9 protein-coding genes are annotated in these 19,907 nt (G+C 58.9%); 4 read left to right on the top strand and 5 right to left on the bottom strand.

The genetic code is table 11. The features are described from left to right. Nucleotides 1-29 precede the first annotated feature (29 nt). Nucleotides 30-740 carry a histidine phosphatase family protein gene (locus RHP74_RS17310; protein ID WP_077749673.1) on the bottom strand — a complete coding sequence of 237 codons (711 nt, stop codon included), beginning with the start codon at nucleotides 738-740 and terminating at the stop codon, nucleotides 30-32. 204 nt (nucleotides 741-944) lie between these two features. Between RHP74_RS17310 and sohB the strand changes: the two genes are divergently transcribed. The 3 genes from sohB to RHP74_RS17295 all read left to right on the top strand — a co-directional run bounded on the left by sohB (nucleotide 945) and on the right by RHP74_RS17295 (nucleotide 10,768). Beyond that, nucleotides 945-1,967 carry a protease SohB gene (sohB, locus tag RHP74_RS17305; protein WP_010460936.1) on the top strand — a complete coding sequence of 341 codons (1,023 nt, stop codon included), beginning with the start codon at nucleotides 945-947 and terminating at the stop codon, nucleotides 1,965-1,967. Nucleotides 1,968-2,099: 132 nt separating this feature from the next. Further along, complete coding sequence (locus RHP74_RS17300; RefSeq protein WP_311095937.1) at nucleotides 2,100-6,962, top strand: NEL-type E3 ubiquitin ligase domain-containing protein; 4,863 nt, start codon at nucleotides 2,100-2,102, stop codon at nucleotides 6,960-6,962. After that, a complete protein-coding gene (locus RHP74_RS17295; RefSeq protein WP_311095936.1) occupies nucleotides 6,959-10,768 on the top strand; it encodes a dermonecrotic toxin domain-containing protein in 3,810 nt (1,269 codons plus the stop codon). Before RHP74_RS17300 ends, RHP74_RS17295 begins: the two co-directional genes overlap by 4 nt. Before the next feature lie 50 nt (nucleotides 10,769-10,818). On the opposite strand, the gene RHP74_RS17290 is transcribed toward RHP74_RS17295, so the two are convergent. Next, nucleotides 10,819-11,313: a DUF934 domain-containing protein gene (locus RHP74_RS17290; RefSeq protein ID WP_010460931.1), complete on the bottom strand. Its 495-nt coding sequence runs from the start codon at nucleotides 11,311-11,313 to the stop codon at nucleotides 10,819-10,821. Then, nucleotides 11,297-12,955, bottom strand: coding sequence for a nitrite/sulfite reductase (locus RHP74_RS17285; RefSeq protein ID WP_145310434.1), 1,659 nt, complete (start codon nucleotides 12,953-12,955; stop codon nucleotides 11,297-11,299). The genes RHP74_RS17290 and RHP74_RS17285 overlap by 17 nt, the downstream gene beginning before the upstream one ends. A 524-nt stretch (nucleotides 12,956-13,479) precedes the next feature. Here RHP74_RS17285 and RHP74_RS17280 point away from each other — a divergent pair. After that, on the top strand, nucleotides 13,480-14,553 hold the full coding sequence (locus RHP74_RS17280; protein ID WP_145310436.1) for an ABC transporter substrate-binding protein: 1,074 nt from the start codon (nucleotides 13,480-13,482) through the stop codon (nucleotides 14,551-14,553). Here RHP74_RS17280 and RHP74_RS17275 read toward each other — a convergent pair. Next, a complete protein-coding gene (locus RHP74_RS17275; protein WP_010460924.1) occupies nucleotides 14,550-14,768 on the bottom strand; it encodes a DUF2970 domain-containing protein in 219 nt (72 codons plus the stop codon). The genes RHP74_RS17280 and RHP74_RS17275 overlap by 4 nt on opposite strands. Before the next feature lie 1,400 nt (nucleotides 14,769-16,168). Further along, a complete protein-coding gene (gene metH, locus RHP74_RS17270) occupies nucleotides 16,169-19,879 on the bottom strand; it encodes a methionine synthase (protein WP_083376574.1) in 3,711 nt (1,236 codons plus the stop codon). Nucleotides 19,880-19,907: the final 28 nt, after the last annotated feature.

Raw genomic sequence — 19,907 nt, 5'->3', positions numbered from 1 at the left:
ATTACAGCCAGGGTCACAATAGTCCGGACTCAGCGAAACGTGATGAGTTCCGGTGCCTTCAACAGCTGCAAGTGCGCATGACTGTTGAAAGAAGACAGTGCCACCTCGCGACCGCGAAACTTCAGCAGGTTGAGCGAGGTGTTGACGATTTGCCAGTTCAGTTCAAATGCCTGCCTTGCGGGCATCTGAGTAATAAGGTGGAGCAGGGCAGTGATGGTGCCACCGGAGGTGAACACGGCGATTTTCTGGGTGTTGTCGGCGCTTTCGAGGAGGCGGTGCAGACCGGCCTGTACGCGTTCGACAAACCCAAGCCAGCTTTCAAGCCCCGGCGTGTCATAGGTGCCGGCAAGCCAGCGCTCGATGATCAGGGCGAAGATGCGCTGGAACTCGGCACGGTTTTGCGCGGCATTGCGCAGGATGTCCAGGGCTTCGGGTTCATCCTCCAGCATGGCTGGCAGCAGCGCGCGGATCACCGCGTCGGCGTCGAATTCGTTGAAGGCGGAATCGATTTCCAGGGTCGGCACCGGCAGGCCCACGGCAGCGAACTGTTCCAGCGCGCTGGTGGCGGTGTGCTGCTGACGGCGCAAGTCGCCCGACAGGCAGCGGTCAAAGCTGACACCCAGCTCGGCGAGGTGCTGGCCGAGGATTTCTGCCTGGCGAACACCGGTCGGCGACAGGACGTCATAGTCGTCTGCACCAAAGGAGGCCTGGCCATGTCGAATCAGATAGATGCTGCCCACGTCCGCGTCATCCCGGTACGTTGAAGGTTTGGCGAGGTTATGAGGATGACAGTGAGCTGTCAATGAAAAAACATACGCTTGTTTGAAATGCCCGTTACAGGCCTGTTGCCAGAGGTTTCACGGCTGGCCGCCGAGGCGGAGCATGGGTATGCTGGCGTTGTCCCGCGCGTGTTTTAAGCCGCGCATCGTTTTGAAGGAGTCACTGTGGAGTTTTTGTCCGAGTACGCCAGTTTCCTGGCCAAGACCGTGACACTGGTGATCGCCATTCTGGTGGTCCTGGCCAGTTTCGCGGCGCTGCGCAGCAAAGGTCGGCGCAAATCGGCCGGCCAGTTGCAAGTCAGCAAACTGAATGATTTCTACAAAGAGCTGCGCGAACGCCTGGAGCAAACCTTGCTCGACAAGGACCAGCTCAAGGCCTTGCGCAAGTCCCAGGCTAAAACCGATAAAAAACAAAAGAAGAAACCCGAGGCCAAGCCGCGGGTATTCGTGCTGGATTTCGACGGCGACATCAAGGCGTCGGCCACTGAAAGTCTGCGCCACGAGATCACGGCACTGTTGACGTTGGCGACGCCCAAAGACGAAGTGGTACTGCGTCTGGAAAGCGGCGGCGGCATGGTTCACAGCTACGGCCTGGCGTCCTCGCAACTGGCGCGCATCCGCGATGCCGGCGTGCCGTTGACCATCTGCATCGACAAGGTCGCGGCCAGTGGCGGCTACATGATGGCGTGTATCGGCGAGAAGATCATCAGCGCCCCGTTTGCGATTCTGGGGTCGATCGGCGTCGTGGCGCAGTTGCCTAACGTCAATCGCTTGCTGAAAAAGCACGACATCGACTTCGAAGTCCTGACCGCCGGCGAATACAAGCGCACCTTGACTGTGTTTGGCGAAAACACAGAGAAAGGCCGCGAGAAGTTTCAGGAAGACCTGGACATCACCCACCAGCTGTTCAAGAACTTCGTCTCGCGTTATCGCCCGCAACTGGCCATTGACGAAGTGGCCACCGGTGAAATCTGGCTTGGCATCGCCGCGCTGGACAAGCAACTGGTGGACGAACTCAAGACCAGCGACGAATACCTCGCTGAACGAGCGAAGAAGTCGGAGCTGTACCATTTGCATTACGCCGAACGCAAAAGCCTGCAAGAGCGTATCGGGATGGCGGCCAGTGGGTCGGTGGATCGCGTATTGCTGAGCTGGTGGAGCCGGTTAACCCAGCAACGCTTTTGGTAACACTTTAAATTAACGGTCGCTTGCACTGCCTTGCAGTGAAAGCGACCGTTTTTTTGTGGCGGTATATAGATAGCGCTTTTTAAAAAAGTGGCTCGATAGGCTAGCGATCCTAGTCAGTTTCGAGTGATCACAATGTCTTCTCCGCCCACAAACTCAAACACGCCTGTGTTGACGCCAGATCAACAGGGTGTCTTTTTTGATCTGATTAAAAGTAATGCTCCTGCCTGGTTGTTGACTGCCTCAAGTCAACGGCGAAGTGAACTTTATGAAAGCCTGACCGCCAGCCATCGTTCAAGAGGTGAACTTGCCGACCTCCTGAAAGGCTTCAAATCGCCTGAAACCGTCTGTCGCCCCTTACTGGCTCAAGCCATGTCGGACAAGCTGGGTACGCCACTGGATACGCAGGGCGTCATTTTCCAGCACGTGCGATCAACGTCCAGCCTGCTGGGACTTCGCAAGAAACTGGTGCTGCCGATTGATCGGGATCTGCTGTCGGCCGCCTGTGAAAATTTTGAACTCAGCGAAACACTGTCCGGAAACTATAGCGATACATCGTTAATTTATATCCCGCAAACCATCACCGGCACAGTCAATAAAGTCTTATCGATAGAGCCGCATGAGTTCGCCGCGTTGTGCCGCAAACTTGATCTTGGAAAACAATACCAGGCGCATGTCAAATCACTGTTTGAGCCAGCGTCAGGTATCAACCACTTATCTAACAAGTATGTTGCGCACGCCAAGAACAGCTTTGAAGTACAGCGGCATGTCGCGCTGATGAAAAAAGCCATCAGTGTCGAAATGCACCAGGCATTGAAGTCAGTCGAGGAACAGCGCCCCGTCAAACTTGGCAACCACACGCTGGGTTACCAGGCGTTGGAAATGTTTGATGTCACGGTCAATGGCGCGATGTTTATCGGGCCGGTCGAGGAGCATGACGATGACGATTACCGCTGCGTGGTCTACCTGCCGGATGACCCGCTGCACCCGTTGAAGGAATACGCGTCCTTCACGGATTTCGAGGTGGAATTGAGTAAGCGTCTGAGAACCTCCGCGTTCCAGAAATTCTTCATGCGCTACATCAAGCTGGGTGAACGGTCCGCGTTTCTGCAAGCCCTTGAAAAACGCTTGTCCGTCCCCGTTTCCTCGCCGCTTCCCGCAACCAGTGTCTACGTGTCGCTGTCGGGTGTGGACATACAAGGCGACATGTTCGAGGAAATTTTTCGTCAGTATGCGAACCAGGTCATCGCCGATGCCCGGCTTCTGGTGGTGCCCACGGACGATGAAGACGAAAAATCCCGACTGGACAGGCTGGAGACGTACAAGGCCATCAGCCTTAATGTCCTGTTGTTCGGAGCATCGTTTGTGCCGTTTGTTGGCCACATCCTCTTGGCTGTGACGGTGATGCAGTTGCTGTCGGAGGTGTATGAAAGCGTGGCCAGTTGGTCCAGGGGCGAGCAGGAGCAAGCCACGGATTATCTGTTCGATACCATCGAAAACCTGATCCTGATGGCCGCGTTTGCCGCCGGTTCGGCGGCTGTTGGTACCGCGTTTAAAAACATCAGGACATCCGTCTTCATCGAGCGCCTGAGAAAGGTCCCGGGTGTGGACGCTCGGGGCCGTCTGTGGAATCCCGATCTCACGGTGTATCAACAGAGCCGACGGTTACCCCCGGCACTCGCAGCGGATGCGAGAGGACTGCACTGGATGGACGGCCAGGCGTACCTTCCAATCGATACACATCTGTATGCCGTGCGGCCAAAAACGGCGACGGACCTGTGGGAGGTGATTGCCCCGGTGGGGAGCGGCGGCACCTATTCACCCGAGCTTGAAACCAACGATGTCGGGGCGTGGCGCCATGACTCTGAGCTGCCGCAAGAATGGGATCGGCTTAAATTGTTTCGCCGTTTCGGTTACACCCGCGACAAGGTGCCCGATACCACGGCGACGCACATCCTTGCCGTCTGCGGGATCGAGGACACGGTCTTGCGCCAGGCACACGTCGACCGCAGCCGCCCACCGGCACTGCTGGTCGATACAGTGCAGCGGTTTCGGGCGGATGCTGCGGTCACCGACTTTATCGAGCAGTTGAAAACCCCGTCGTCGGCAGTCTTGGCAGACCCGGACCTGCAATTGCACCTGCTGACGACGTCCCGTCATTGGCCAGACAACTCGGCCATCAAAGTCGTCAATGCCGCAGGCAGGCAAACGGGGTTCTATGGCGCGGCCACGGCGTTACCGGGGAAAACCGTCAGCCTCAATCAGGATGCTTTGCATAAGGGCCAATTACACACCTCGCTGCTGACAGCCATGGACAGCGCCCAACGCCAAAGCCTTCTGGGCTCCACTACCCAGGACGCAAGCGCGCGCGCAAAGGCCCTGACAAAGCTCATTGCCGATCAAGCCGAAAGCAGCAAACTCGCGCTGTTCGAGCGGATTTACAAACGTACTGAAGTACCGGCTGATGCCCGGGTCACGGTGTTGATCGACAAGATGGCCCAGTTGCCCTCGGCGATTGCCGAAGAACTGGTGCGGCATGCCGATGCTGCGGAGTTGAGCAGCCTGGAGGAGGGCAACGTACCCTTGCGTCTGGCGGAGGAAGCCCGTCGTTATTTGCAACGGGTGCAGGTCAGTCGCGCTTACGAAGGGTTGTACCTTAATGCCGTGGGTGGGCTGGCCACCGACCGCCTGGTGCTCAACACCCTTGAGCAACTGCCGGGATGGACGGGTAATACCAGGGTTCAGTTACAGGCTTCGTCAGGTGTGCAAAGCGAGTCGACCAGCATTGGATCGGCGGACGCTGCGCAGAAGCTGCAGATCGACGTCCAGCCTGATCGATACAGCGTGTCGATCGACGACATTGCTCCCGCCACCGCATTCTCGGGACGCACGCGCGAACAGTATTTCAAGGCCCTCTGGCATGGCCTCTCGACGCCGCTCAAAACAGCACTGGGCGTTAACCTGAGCGACGGCGGGGCAGCGTTGCGAGAGAAAATAACGCAGCTCGCCCTGACACGGCGAACCGCCATCGCGCAACTGATCGATGCACGCCCCCCGCGAGCGGGCTACACCTCCCCCATGCGGCTGGCAGACAGGCACGCGACGTCGTCTTCTCCCGTTATACCGAGGCCCGTGCTCATCAAAACCACCCAAGACGTCCTGGTCCGCAGGGCGCTGGAACTGTATCCGATGCATTCCCCGGTTCGCATTCACGCGTTGGTAAATGATCTGGGGCAGAACGTGACGGTCGTCTTGAAGAAGCTGGAAGCGTTGAGGCTGCAATTTCAGACCATCAGGCAGGTACTGAGTCACTGGGTCAGTCGGCAAACCTGGTATCTGCGGCCCGATGGCTCAAGGCAGGAGGTCAGTCGTCTCAGCAAATATCGCATCGCTCAGGCGATCATTCGCTGCTGGCGCAACGAGCCCGAGGCGAGTGAAGCGGGCGCTAACCTACGCTCCACACTCAGCTTTGACGCCCAGCCTCTGGGCGAATTGCCGGTTATCGTCGGGGACTTCAGCCACGTCGAGAGGTTGGTGCTGGACGGCGTGGGCGCCAGCGCCGGGCTGAACGCCTTCCTGAGAAACTTCCGCACTCTTCGAAGCTTGTCATTGAGAGGCAATCAACTGACGAGGCTGCCGCTGGCGTTGAGCTCAATGTCCGGGTTGGTTCATCTGGATCTGAGCGACAACCTCATTCAACTGACCTCTGAGTCGGTGACTCAATTGGCCGATATGACCAGCCTGCAATCAGTGAACCTGGCGTTTAACCCAAACCTTGTGAGGGCTCCCGATGTCAGCAAGTTGCAGCACCTGGAACACCTGAACCTGCAAGGCACCGGGATAAAAAACTGGCCTTTGGGCGCCTCCGGTTTGCCCAGGCTGAGTGAGCTGGATTTACGAGACAATCAGATCGAAATCCTGCCTGAGGATGTCTTCAAGGGGCATGCGGTCCCGAACAAAGGCACCAACCTGTATGGCAATCCTCTGTCCGCCGACACGTTGAAAAAGGTCGTTGTGCATCAGCAGAAGACCGGTGTAAGCCTGGGGATCATTGCTTCGGACTACCGTCGCCCAGGCGCTTACTCGCCGACCGAGGCTCACAGTTCCGCGTGGCTGACCGGGCTTGGCTCTACCGAAACCCGGCGCAAGCGCGGGTTGTGGGATTCATTGCGCGCCTATCCGGAATCCAGGAGCTTTTTCACTGTGCTTGCGCAACTGTCCGAGACGGCCGATTACAAACGACTGTTCAGCCACTTCAGCCAGCGGGTGTGGAGTGTCGTGGAGGCTGCGACGGAAGATGATGGCTTGCGACGCAGGCTGTTTCGTCTGGCCCGGGTCGGAAGGTTCAGCGCTGATGGCTACTCCGCACTCTTCAGTGAGATGGAAGTGCAGGTGTTGTTTTATCGGGCCATGGCCGCAGCCCTCACCGGGCCTGCTTCGGTGGAGCAGCAACTGATCACCCTGCTCAGGGGGTTGTTCAGGCTGCATGAGGTCGAGGGGTTTGCGCTGGCGGATATCAATGCGCGCACCGGTCCACAGTCCGGAAGCTACGAACAAGCTCTGGAAATCAGTCTGGCGTATCGCGTGGGGCTGGCCGAACGCCTGAGCTTGCCGGCTCAGCCCAGAATGGTGACATCGGCGTTGGATGTCGAAGTGGCGCCGGCGGCGCTGGAACGGGCTTATCAGAAAGTCCTGACCACCGAACGCACCAGCGCGTTGCTGGAATGGATGATCATCCAACGGTTTTGGGTGGAGTATCTGGAGGTGTCAAATCCAGATCGTTTCCTGGCAATCGCCGACCGCTCGGCACGAGATTTTGCCCAGGTGGAGAGGCAGGCTGAACTCACCCGTCCAGTGGCCACCGAACGCCTGAACGCCATTTTCGATAACTTCAAAAATGAACGTCGGGCATTGATCAGGCAGCTCACCGGTGCGGCGCTGATGCGCCATCCTGCGCCGCCAGTCCCGGGGCCCAGCCATTCGGGGGCCGCTCAATGAACGACATCGCTCACGAGTCTGCTGATAGCCCGACACCGTCGGCGGCGCCGAAATGGCGTGATGAATTGAAAGCCGTTATCGATCTCGCCTTGCCACAATCCCCAGGGCAGTTCGGCGAATGCCTGATCAAGCAAAAGTGGGGCGCGGGCATCGACCCGCAGACGGCCTTGCTGGTCACGCTCGATTACCATTACAAGGGACATCCTGCCGAGAACGGTTTCGAGCAGGGACGAGTGGCAAGTTCCCGGTCGCTGCTGCACGCGCTGCTGTCCAACGACCAGACGGTGGGTGACGGGCGTTTTGCCGAGACAGCGTTCGGCCTGTACACGCCGCCGGACGTGGGACCGACGATTCGGATTGTCGAGCACGTCGACGAATTCGCCGATCACGGCAGCGGCAATCACCAGACCTATGAAGGCATCTACCGGCAGACCACCCCGCAGGTGTATGGGCCGCTGACTCAGCTCAATCTCAGGCCCGCCGATTTCAAGAAATGGGTCTGGGAGCTGGAGCTCAAGGACCTGTACCAAGCGTATCTCGATCAGGCATGGCCAGCCGACGCTGTGCAGGTGGCGGCCAGACCGTCCGCATTGAGAACGTCGGTCAAGGCGGCGTTCGTCATGGCGGCCTGGTTGCAGCGACATGAACAACGCCTGACGCAAGAAGGTCTGGCGCTGGCGATGCGGGCGGCAGGTCTGTCCGCCGATCAGTCCTGGCAAACGCTGACCCTTGAGCAGCTGCAAGCACCGACTCGCGTGCCTTCAACCGTCAAGTTCGGCCTTCTGAAACTGTACCGCTACACCGCGACCGATATCTGGGCCTTCCGTGACACCGTCAGTGCCCGTGTGCTGGTGTACATCCCTGGCAATTCTTCCCCGCTGCATGAATTCGCCAATACCGCGCAGTTGCGCCAGTGGGTTGCCACGCAGGGCAAGCTCGACGCGACCAGGCAGGCCTTGGCCCGTCACTTTGCCGAGGACGATCGCGAAGATGGAACGTTTCACGCCGGCGTTCTGACAGCGCTGGATGGCATGGCGATTTATCCGGCTAAACATTGGCTGGGCAACAACGCCGGTTTCTTCAACAACGACGGCTATTGGGACCCGAACGATTACATCGGCTTCGATGATCCGGCGGCGGCGACCGACCCTTTTGCCCGCCTGCTAATGACAATGAAACAGGCCGCACGGGCAGAGCTTCAGGCCATCCGTGACGATGCGCAGGTCAACCGGGATCAGTTGAGCGCCGTCGTCGAACCCGTTGTGCAATGGGTCAACCGGTTTGGTCCGCTCGCCTTGTTTGTCCCAGGAGGCGAGGGGGTGCTGGCATTGGCCGGACTCATTGACGCCGGGTATGGCCTGAATCAGGCGGTCAATGGAAAAACGCCGGGCCAACGCTCGGAGGGCCGGACACGCACGGTGTTTGGCTTGCTGAATGCGTTGCCGATGCTGGGTGCCGAGTCAGCGCTCAAGGGGAGCGCTGCGGAGGTCGATAGCATGGCGGAGCGCGTCCGCGAGCCCAGCGTCGATCCGGCAGAGCCGGGCGCCCGTCCTGCGTCGGAACCGGCCGTTGCGCCGACGCCCTTGAACCCTCGCATCGAATTGATCCGTGGAATCGGCCCCTCGGTGGCCTCCTTCAGCGATGAGGTCCTGGCGCAGATCGCTAAGGTCAGCGCGGTCGACGATGACATGCTGCGGTTGATGCAGACGGGCCGTCTACCGACCCCTTTATTGGCGGATACCATCAGCCGCTTCAAGATCGATCAGGATCTCGGTCTGGAAGCAGACACTGTGCTTTTCAACCAACGCTACGAAGCGCTGCAAAAGTCGGAGCATGAATGGGTCCGGCTATTTCAGCGCGAGTACCCCGACCTGCCGACAATCGCCATCGAGCAGATGCTCGACCGCTATGGCATCGACATCACGTCGTTGCCAGATGCGAACGAGGCCAGGCAGGTATTCGCGCGACTGGACGGCAAAGCCCGGCAATACCAACAGCATGTCCGTCTCGACCGGGTCTATGAAGGCTTTTACCTGCGCTCGGTCGCGAATGCCGAGACGGACACGCTGGCATTGCACTCGCTGAACAATCTGCCCGGCTGGCCGAAAGACCTGCGCATCGAGGTCCTCGACGGTGCGTCCTCTGGCCGGGTGCTTGATCGTTGCGGCCCCCTTGACAGCCCTCACTGCCGAAACATCATCAAGGTGGGAAACCGTTACCTGCGCCAAGGCCGGCAAACGGATGTCTATGACGCGGTCCTCGGCGTGCTGACGGACGAGGAACGCTCGGCGTTGCACCTCACGTCACCAGACCCGGCCAAGGCGTTGCGGCTCAACCTCGGCGATCGGGCATTGTCCCGTGCCGATACCCTGCTCGGCCTGCAAAGGCTGGACACGGGGCTGACCTTTGAACGGCAGGGACTGCGCGGCGGCGGTTACCCGACAACCCCTCAGGGTGACGCCCTGAAGTTGCAAGCGATCAAGTTGCAGTTCAAGGATATTTATCCGGACATCAGCGACGCGAGCATTGATCAGGTGTTGCTGCTGGCAGAGGGCAGGGTGCAGGCGTATATCGACCTGCTGGCTCTGCAACTGCAACAGCTCAATGTCGATTTGACCGAATGGGTCGATCAAGCGGTACAAGACATTGCCGATATGGACGTTCCCTTCGTGGCCATGGGCGATGAGGAGGCGGAGGGGATGAACCCTGCGCAAATCGCCGTGCACAATGCGCACGTCCTGCACACCGCCCTGCAACAGGAGCGCGGGGTCAGGACTGAGCTTGCCGTGGAGCTTGTCGCCATTTGGCAAAAACGCGGGCCGCTGCAAGATCGTGTCTATGTCGACGGGCAACTGCGTGGTGTCAGGCTGGACCTGACCTTCGAGGACTTTCACCGATTACCCACGCTGAATGCCAGGCTCAACGATGTGATCGAATTGTCGATGCATGGTTTTCACCTGACCGAGCACGAGAGTCTGAACGGGTTCCTGGAGGGCTTTCCGAACCTTGAAGTGTTGAATCTGGAAGGCTTCGATTTGCGTCCTTTCTTCGTAGGCGGTGACGCAGGGCGCGCCTTGCCGCCCGTTATCGGGCAGCTGCCGAAACTGGTCTCACTCAATCTGCGAGCCACACAGTTGGCATTCACTGAGCGCGCCGCTTCACAATTGAGTGATCTGACCCACTTGCAAACCCTGGACCTGAGCGACAACCCGTTGGGCGTTCCGCCAGTGGTGCTGGGCATGAACAATTTACGCCAGCTCAACCTGAGGAATACGGCGATCAATCGCTGCCCTGTCGGGGTCAAGGATGAGCCTTATCTGACGATGCTGGACCTGCGCGACAACCATATTACTCGGGTTCCGCCCGCGATCATCAATCAGGCGGTGGCGGACGACCGCGTATTGCTATGGGGCAATCCGTTGACAGACGAGGACACGCTGCACCGGTTGATCAGTCATCGTGAACAGACGGGCATCAATCTGTGGCTGAGCGCTCCGGGCGCGGATTATGGTACGCCGACGGTGTGGTTGCGCGACTGCGACGAAGCGTTGCAGCAGTCCCGGCAAGCCCTTTGGCAGCGATTGGCAGGTAAACCCTCCGGTACGCGGTTTTTAGCCGTCATAGACCGGCTGAGCCTCACGGCCGATTTTCGGGTCAGTTACCTGTCACTTCAGGCGCGAGTCTGGCGATTGTTGCAAGAGGCCGATGCTTCAGAGGACATGTGGGGGCGGATAATTCGCGGGAGCGGGCGCTTCGATCACCCGATGGCGGCATTCCGGGCGCTGGAGGCGCGTGCGGGTTTCTAAGCGAAGGAGGGCGCCTTGAACCCCGGGCGGGGTTCAAGGTTTTGCCGGTATCAGCGGCGACGGAACAACGGCAGCGGTTCGTCGGTGGCGGCCTGATAGGTCACCGAGAAGTCCTTGAGACCTTCAAGGGCTTCATACGGGTCTTTATCGGCGCGAATGGCAAAGGCGTCGAACCCGCAGCGGTGCATGTAAAAGAGCTGGTCGCGCAGCACATCGCCGATTGCCCGCAATTCGCCTTTGAAGCCATAGCGGTCACGCAGAAGACGTGCGTTGGAGTAGTTGCGCCCGTCGGTGAAGGCCGGGAAATTCAGGGCGATCACTTGGAACTGATCGACGTCTTCACCGATTTCCTCGGCTTCTTCATCGGCATCCAGCCACACGCCAAGACCGCCATCGCGGGCCTTGAGCATACGACTGTGTTCGCGCCACAGCTGCAACGGGACGATCAGGTCGTCGCAGTTGCTGATCTCGTCGATGTTGAAATCCTTGGGCAGCAAGTGCCAGGTTTCGTCGACGACCTCGTTGTTCTTAATGATTCGCTGCATAGACGCGTTCCTTGAAGAGGTCGATGCCAATACGCTGATAGGTGTCGATGAAGCGCTCGTCTTCGGTACGTTGTTCGATGTACACGTCGATCAGTTTCTCGATCACGTCAGGCATGGCTTCCTGGGCGAAGGACGGGCCGAGGATCTTGCCCAGGCTGGCGTCGCGGCTCGCGCTGCCACCGAGGGAGACCTGGTAGAACTCTTCGCCTTTCTTGTCCACCCCGAGGATGCCGATGTGGCCGACGTGGTGGTGACCACAGGCGTTCATGCAGCCGGAGATGTTCAGGTCCAGTTCGCCGATGTCGAACAGGTAGTCCAGGTCTTCGAAACGACGCTGGATCGACTCGGCGATCGGGATCGACTTGGCGTTGGCCAGCGAGCAGAAATCACCGCCAGGGCAGCAGATGATGTCGGTCAGCAAGCCGATGTTTGGCGTGGCAAAACCTTGCTCGCGCAACTCGCCCCACATCGCGAACAGTTGGGACTGTTCAACGTCGGCCAGGATGATGTTCTGCTCGTGGGACGTGCGCAGTTGACCGAAGCTGTAGCGATCGGCCAGGTCGGCCACCGCGTCGAGCTGTTTGTCGGTGATGTCGCCCGGCGCAACGCCGGTCGGCTTCAGGGACAGGGTCACCGCGACATAACCCGGCTTTTTGTGGGCCAGGGTATTGCGGGTGCGCCAGCGGGCGAAGCCCGGGTGTTCTTTGTCGAGCTCGGCCAGTTGGGCCGCCTGGTTGTCCAGGGCCTTGTAGTCCGGGTCGACGAAGTGTTTGGCGACGCGATGCACTTCGGCCTCGGTCAACGTGGTCTGGCCACCGCGCAGGTGTTCCATTTCCGCGTCGACTTTCTGGGCGAAGACTTCAGGCGTCAGGGCCTTGACCAGAATCTTGATCCGCGCCTTGTACTTGTTGTCACGACGGCCGTAGCGGTTGTAGACCCGCAGGATGGCGTCGAGGTAGCTCAACAGGTCTTGCCACGGCAGGAATTCATTGATGAACGCGCCCACTACCGGTGTACGGCCGAGACCACCGCCCACCAGCACGCGGAAACCGAGTTCGCCGGCCGCGTTGTGCACCGGCTCGAGCCCGATGTCATGGACTTCGATGGCCGCACGGTCAGACGTCGAACCGTTGATGGCGATCTTGAACTTGCGCGGCAGGTAGGCGAATTCCGGGTGGAACGTGGTCCACTGGCGAACGATCTCGCACCAAGGGCGCGGGTCAATCAGCTCATCGGCAGCGACACCGGCGAACTGGTCGGTGGTGACGTTACGCAGGCAGTTGCCGCTGGTCTGGATCGCGTGCATCTGCACGGTGGCCAGCTCAGCGAGAATGTCCGGGATGTCTTCCAGCGCCGGCCAGTTGAACTGGACGTTCTGCCGGGTACTGATGTGGGCATAGCCCTTGTCATAGTCGCGGGCAATCTTGGCCATCATCCGCGTCTGGCGCGAAGTCAGTTGGCCGTAAGGCACCGCCACCCGCAACATCGGCGCGAAGCGTTGGATATAAAGCCCGTTTTGCAGGCGCAGGGGGCGGAATTCTTCTTCGCTCAGCTCACCTGCCAGATAGCGTCGGGTCTGATCACGGAACTGCTTGACGCGGTCCTCGATGATCCGCTGATCGTACTCGTCATATACGTACATATAAGTCCTGTTCTCAGGCTTGGGCCGGTCGGATCCCGTTGCGTTTTTTCGCCTGGAGGTCTCCGATGCTGCCTCGGCAATTCTGCGCGCACGGCCGCGCACTCCCTACGGAGCCGGGGCAAGATACCAGTTTGCAGTTATGCGCAAAAGTGATGTTTGAGTATATGTAAAGAACCAAAACGACTAACGAGATCCGTTATTGATAAACCCGTATTTGTCGTGAGGGCAATCGTCGTCTTTACTGTGGTCGAGTCTTTATGCAATCACCGATAAAACCGACAAGAGGCGATGCAATGAGCAACCCTACCAAAGCGACAAAACCTGATAGCACGGTCGATGCTTGGGCGATTCTGTTCCTGATCATTCTGGTCGTGGGCACCGCTGTATTTTGGGTCAGCCATCAATAACCGACCCCGTCCGGGCCCGGTTCCGACGATTGTCGGACAAAAACCGGAATAAACGCCGTTTGCCGGGACTTCGCTGGCTATAATGCGCGGCGAAAATTTCCGGGGGCTCGGGCGTTAATGTTGAAGTTTGTCTACACCTTCCTGCTGATGCTTGGCGCGGCTTGGGGCCCTGTCGCGCATGCAGAGTCGGTGTTGTTCCTCAATCCGGGCAAGACGGATGAGGCCTTCTGGATCAGCTATTCGCAATTCATGCAGGCGGCCGCCAAGGATCTGCGCATTGATCTGCGAATTCTGTATTCCCAACGCATGCCCGAGCTCACCGTGGCGCAAGCCCGCCTGGCCCTGCAAGGTCCCGATCGTCCGGACTATCTGGTGTTCGTCAACGAACAGTATGTCGCTCCACAGATTCTGCGCCTGGCTCAAGGCAGCGGGGTGAAGCTGTTTACGGTCAACGCTTCGCTGACCGCCAATCAGCTGAGCCTGCTGGGCGAGCGTTCCGATCGATTGGGCAGCCTGGTGCCGAACGATGAGGAGGGCGGCTACCTGATGCTCAAGGAGCTGATTCGCCAGCATCCACCCGTGGCGCCTGGCCAGGTCATCGAATTACTGGCGTTCTCCGGCCTGAAGATCACGCCGTCGTCGCAACTGCGCGAACAAGGCATGCTGCGCGCCTTGGCCGAGCACCCGCAAGTGCGCTTGCGCCAAGTGGTTTACGGTGGCTGGAGCCGGGGAAGGGCCTATGAGCAGGCCAAATTGTTGTTCCGGCGTTACCCGAATGTCTCGTTGGTGTGGTCTGCCAATGACGAAATGGCGTTTGGCGCCATGCAAGCCTATTCGGAGACGGGTGGCGTGCCCGGCAAAGATGCCTTGTTCAGCGGGGTGAACACGTCGCCCGCTGCATTGCAGGCGATGATCGACGGTCGCCTGAGCGTGTTGGTGGGCGGGCACTTCACATTGGGCGGTTGGGCGCTGGTGGAGTTGCATGACGTGGAAATGGGCGTGGATCTGGACCAGTACGGCGGGCGCGACCGGTTGATTCCGGTATTGCAACTGATCGACAAGGCCCACGCCAAACGGTTGCTGGCCATGGGCGCATCACCGGATTACGGGGTGAATTTCCGTCGTCTGTCGGCCAAGGGCCGGCCGACCTCCTATCGCTATCCGTTCAGCTTGCAAACCCTGATGCGCTAACGCCCCGCCAGATGCACCACCAGTTGCACGATGCCGAACAGCGTCAAAGCGAACACGGCCGTGAACAGAATCCCCAGAATCACGAAATGACTCGGCTTGCCGTGGGTGAAGTCCCGCGCCCGATTCTTCCCGCTCTGCACACCGAACGCCGCCGCCATGACGCTTTGCAGCATCTGCCAGAAGGTCGGTGGCTTGTTGTCGACTGGATCGTCCATAAATCCCTCGTCATCAATGTGTGAAGAGTAAGCATAGACAATCCGCGGCATGCACAAAGCAAATGTGGGAGCGAGCTTGCTAGCGAAGGGGTCGTAACACTCAACATTTTCGTTGACTGTCACATCGCTATCGCGAGCAGGCTCGCTCCCACACTTGATCGGGTTGTTCCACACGTTTGTGAACGACCCAAAACAACTGTGGGAGCTAGCCTGCTAGCGAATTGGCCATAACATTCAACATCTTCGTTGAACGTTATAACGCCTTCGCGAGCAGGCTCGCTCCCACACTTGATCGGGTTGATCCACACGTTTGTGAACGACCCAAAACAACTGTGGGAGCTAGCCTGCTAGCGAAGGGGCCATAACATTCAACATCTTCGTTGAACGCTATAACGCCTTCGCGAGCAGGCTCGCTCCCACACTTGATCGGGTTGTTGCACACGTTTGTGAACGACCCAAAACAACTGTGGGAGCTAGCCTGCTAGCGAAGTGGCCATAACATTCAACATCTTCGTTGAACGTTATAACGCCTTCGCGAGCAGGCTCGCTCCCACACTTGATCGGGGTGATCCATACGTTTGTGAACGACCCAAAACAACTGTGGGAGCTAGCCTGCTGGCGAAGTGGCCATAACATTTAACATCTTCGTTGAATGTTATAACGCCTTCGCGAGCAGGCTCGCTCCCACACTTGATCGGGTTGTTCCACACGTTTGTGAACGACCCAAAACAACTGTGGGAGCTAGCCTGCTAGCGAATTGGCCATAACATTCAACATCTTCGTTGAACGTTATAACGCCTTCGCGAGCAGGCTCGCTCCCACACTTGATCGGGTTGATCCACACGTTTGTGAACGACCCAAAACAACTGTGGGAGCTAGCCTGCTAGCGAAGTGGCCATAACATTCAACATCTTCGTTGAACGTTATAACGCCATCGCGAGCAGGCTCACTCCCACACTTGATCGGGTTGATCCACACGTTTGTGAACGACCCAAAACAACTGTGGGAGCTAGCCTGCTAGCGAAGTGGCCATAACATTCAACATCTTCGTTGAACGTTATAACGCCTTCGCGAGCAGGCTCGCTCCCACACTTGATCGGGTTGTTCCACACGTTTGTGAACGACCCCAAACAACTGTGGGAGCTAGCCTGCTGGCGAATTGGCCATAACATTCAACATCTTCGTTGACTGTCACATCGCCTTCGCGAGCAGGCTCGCTCCCACACTTGATCGGGTTGTTCCACACGTTTGTGAACGACCCAAAACAACTGTGGGAGCTAGCCTGCTAGCGAATTGGCCATAGCATTCAACATCTTCGTTGAACGTTATAACGCCTTCGCGAGCAGGCTCGCTCCCACAGGGGGCTCATCTGGCCACAATATTGTGGCCAGGCGCCTGGGTTAGTTGTCGTAACCGAGGTTAGGCGCCAGCCAGCGTTCGGTCACGCTCAGTTCCTGCCCTTTGCGCGATGTGTAGCTCTGCACCTGGTCTTTGTCGATCTTGCCCACCGCAAAGTATTGCGCCTGCGGATGAGCGAAGTACCAGCCGCTGACCGCTGCCGCCGGGAACATTGCGTAGTGCTCGGTGAGGAACACGCCGCTGCGGCCAGCCTGCATTTCGCTGGCCTCGGGGTCGAGCAAGGCAAACAAGGTGCTTTTCTCGGTGTGATCCGGGCAGGCCGGGTAGCCCGGGGCAGGGCGGATGCCGGTGTATTGCTCTTTGATCAGCGCCTCGTTGTCGAGCGTCTCGTCCTTGGCGTAACCCCAGTGTTCTTTTCGCACCTGCTGGTGCAGCCACTCGGCACACGCCTCGGCCAGTCGGTCGGCCAGTGCCTTGACCATGATCGAGTTGTAATCATCGCCGGCGTCTTGATAAGCCTTGGCCACTTCTTCGGCGCCGATCCCGGCCGTGGTGATGAATCCACCCACGTAGTCGGTGATTTCGCTGTCCTTCGGCGCGACGAAGTCGGCGAGGGAGAAGTTCGGCTTGCCGTCGGTCTTGATGATCTGCTGGCGCAAGTGATGCAGCTTGGCAATCGGCTTGCCGTCATCGCCGTAGACTTCGATGTCATCCTCACGCACCTGGTTGGCCGGCCAGAAGCCGAACACCGCACGGGCGCTGATGAGTTTCTCGTCGATCAGCTTGGCGAGCATTTCCTGGGCATCGGCATACAACGCGGTTGCTGCTTCACCCACTACTTCGTCCTGGAGGATGCGCGGGAACTTGCCGGCCAGGTCCCAGGAGATAAAGAACGGCGTCCAGTCGATGTATTCGGCCAGAACCTTGAGGTCGATGTTGTCCAGCACCCTGGAACCGGTAAAGGTCGGTTTGACCGGCACATAAGTGCTCCAGTCGAACTGCGGCTTCTTGGCGATGGCGGCCGGGTAGCTCAGGCGTTCGGTGCGGGCGCTGCGATTGGCGGTGCGCTCGCGAACGTCGATGTATTCCAGGCGAGTCTTTTCGACGAACGCCGGTTTCAACTCCTTGGACAGCAACTGCGTCGCCACGCCCACTGCGCGGGAGGCGTCGGTGACGTAGATCACCGCATCGTTGCTGTACTTCGGTTCGATCTTGACCGCCGTGTGCGCCTTGGAGGTGGTCGCGCCACCGATCATCAGCGGCAGATGGAAATCCTGACGCTGCATCTCGCGGGCCACGTGGACCATTTCATCCAGTGAAGGCGTGATCAGACCGGACAGGCCGATGATGTCGCACTTCTGCTCCTTGGCCACTTGCAGGATCTTCTCCGCCGGGACCATCACACCGAGGTCGACGATGTCGTAGCCGTTACAGCCGAGCACCACACCGACGATGTTCTTGCCGATGTCGTGCACGTCGCCTTTCACCGTGGCCATCAGGATCTTGCCCTTGGCTTCCGGCTTGTCGCCTTTTTCCAGTTCGATGAACGGGATCAAGTGGGCCACGGCCTGTTTCATCACACGGGCGGATTTCACCACCTGCGGCAGGAACATTTTGCCGGCGCCGAACAGGTCGCCCACGATGTTCATGCCGGACATCAGCGGGCCTTCGATCACTTCGATCGGGCGGGCGAACGACTGGCGCGATTCTTCGGTGTCTTCCACGATGTGCGTGGTGATGCCCTTGACCAGCGCATGCTCCAGACGCTTGTTGACGTCCCAGTTGCGCCACTCTTCGGTCTCGGCTTCCTTGACGCTGCCGTCGCCCTTGTATTTGTCGGCGATGGCGAGGAGGGCGTCAGTGCCGTTCGGCGTGCGGTTGAGCACCACGTCTTCGACCGCGTCGCGCAGTTCGGCCGGGATCTGGTCGTAGATCTCCAGCTGACCGGCGTTGACGATACCCATGGTCAGGCCGTTGCGGATCGCATACAGCAGGAACACCGAGTGAATCGCTTCGCGCACCGGGTTGTTGCCGCGGAACGAGAACGACACGTTGGACACGCCGCCCGAGGTCAGCGCGTAGGGCAGTTCGTCGCGGATGTAGGCGCAGGCGTTGATGAAGTCCACAGCGTAGTTGTTGTGTTCTTCGATGCCGGTGGCCACGGCGAAGATGTTCGGGTCGAAAATGATGTCTTCCGGCGGGAAACCGACTTCGTTGACCAGAATGTCGTAGGAGCGTTTGCAGATCTCTTTCTTGCGCGCTTCGGTGTCGGCCTGGCCGGCTTCGTCGAACGCCATCACGACCACGGCGGCGCCATAGCGCTTGCACAGTTTGGCGTGGTGAATGAACTGCTCGACGCCTTCTTTCATGCTGATCGAGTTGACGATGCCCTTGCCCTGAATGCACTTGAGGCCGGCTTCGATCACTTCCCACTTCGAGGAGTCGATCATGATTGGCACACGGGAGATGTCCGGTTCACCGGCAATCAGATTGAGGAAGGTCACCATGGCCTTCTTCGAATCGAGCATCCCTTCATCCATGTTGATGTCGATGATCTGGGCACCGGCTTCAACCTGTTGCAGGGCCACTTCCAGCGCTTCGGTGTAGTTGTCTTCACGGATCAGGCGGGCGAATTTCGCCGAGCCGGTGATGTTGGTGCGCTCGCCGACGTTGACGAACAGCGAACTGCGATCGATGGTGAACGGCTCCAGGCCCGAGAGGCGGCAAGCCTTCGGGATTTCCGGAATGACACGTGGTGCATAACCGGCCACGGCTTTGGCGATGGCTTCGATGTGGCCTGGCGTGGTGCCGCAGCAGCCGCCGACGATGTTGAGGAAACCGCTCTGGGCGAATTCTTCGATGACCTTGGCGGTTTCCGCTGGCAGCTCATCGTACTCGCCGAATTCGTTCGGCAGGCCGGCGTTCGGGTGCGCCGAAACGTGGGTGCCAGCCTTGTTTGACAGTTCTTCCAGGTACGGGCGCAATTCGCTGGCACCGAGGGCGCAGTTCAGGCCGACCGAGATCGGCTTGGCGTGGGCGACCGAGTTCCAGAACGCTTCGGTGGTCTGGCCGGACAGGGTTCGGCCGGAGGCGTCGGTAATGGTGCCGGAAATCATGATCGGCAGTTCGATACCCAACTCTTCAAACACACCCTGCACGGCGAAGATCGCGGCTTTGGCGTTCAGCGTGTCGAAAATGGTTTCGATCAGGATCAGGTCGGCGCCGCCTTCGATCAGGCCTTTGGTGGCCTCGGTGTAGTTTTCCACCAATTCATCGAAGGTCACGTTGCGGTAGCCGGGGTTGTTCACGTCTGGTGACAGCGAGCAGGTGCGGCTGGTCGGCCCGATCACGCCAGCGACGAAGCGCGGCTTGTCCGGCGTTTCCAGGGTCTTTGCGTCGGCCACCTTGCGTGCCAGGCGCGCGCCTTCTACGTTTAACTCATATGCCAGGCCTTGCATGCCGTAGTCGGCCAGGGAAACCTGGGTGGCGTTGAACGTGTTGGTCTCCAGAATATCGGCGCCGGCATCCAGGTAGGCTTTCTCGATCGACCCGATCACGTCCGGGCGCGTCAACACCAAGAGGTCGTTGTTACCTTTGACGTCGCTTGGCCAGTCAGCAAAGCGTTTGCCCCGGTAATCCTGCTCTTCGAGCTTGTAGCTCTGGATCATCGTGCCCATGCCGCCATCGAGAATCAGGATGCGCTCTTTGAGGGCGTGCTTGAGAGCTTGAAGGCGAACGCTGCGATCGGACATTGGGACTACTCGAAAAGACCATGACGAA

The organism is Pseudomonas sp. SG20052 (genome assembly GCF_031766055.1).
GTDB lineage: Bacteria > Pseudomonadota > Gammaproteobacteria > Pseudomonadales > Pseudomonadaceae > Aquipseudomonas > Aquipseudomonas mandelii.
The sequence above is the reverse complement of the archived record's forward strand: the minus strand, read 5'-3'. Positions and strand labels throughout refer to the sequence as shown.

What these genes read in the sequence shown, in the direction of transcription:
- RHP74_RS17285 (WP_145310434.1), bottom strand. Translation starts at nt 12,955, where the DNA reads ATGTACGTATATGACGAGTACGATCAGCGGATCATCGAGGACCGCGTC.
- RHP74_RS17280 (WP_145310436.1), top strand. Translation starts at nt 13,480, where the DNA reads ATGTTGAAGTTTGTCTACACCTTCCTGCTGATGCTTGGCGCGGCTTGG.
- RHP74_RS17300 (WP_311095937.1), top strand. Translation starts at nt 2,100, where the DNA reads ATGTCTTCTCCGCCCACAAACTCAAACACGCCTGTGTTGACGCCAGAT.
- RHP74_RS17295 (WP_311095936.1), top strand. Translation starts at nt 6,959, where the DNA reads ATGAACGACATCGCTCACGAGTCTGCTGATAGCCCGACACCGTCGGCG.
- RHP74_RS17290 (WP_010460931.1), bottom strand. Translation starts at nt 11,313, where the DNA reads ATGCAGCGAATCATTAAGAACAACGAGGTCGTCGACGAAACCTGGCAC.
- metH (WP_083376574.1), bottom strand. Translation starts at nt 19,879, where the DNA reads ATGTCCGATCGCAGCGTTCGCCTTCAAGCTCTCAAGCACGCCCTCAAA.
- RHP74_RS17275 (WP_010460924.1), bottom strand. Translation starts at nt 14,768, where the DNA reads ATGGACGATCCAGTCGACAACAAGCCACCGACCTTCTGGCAGATGCTG.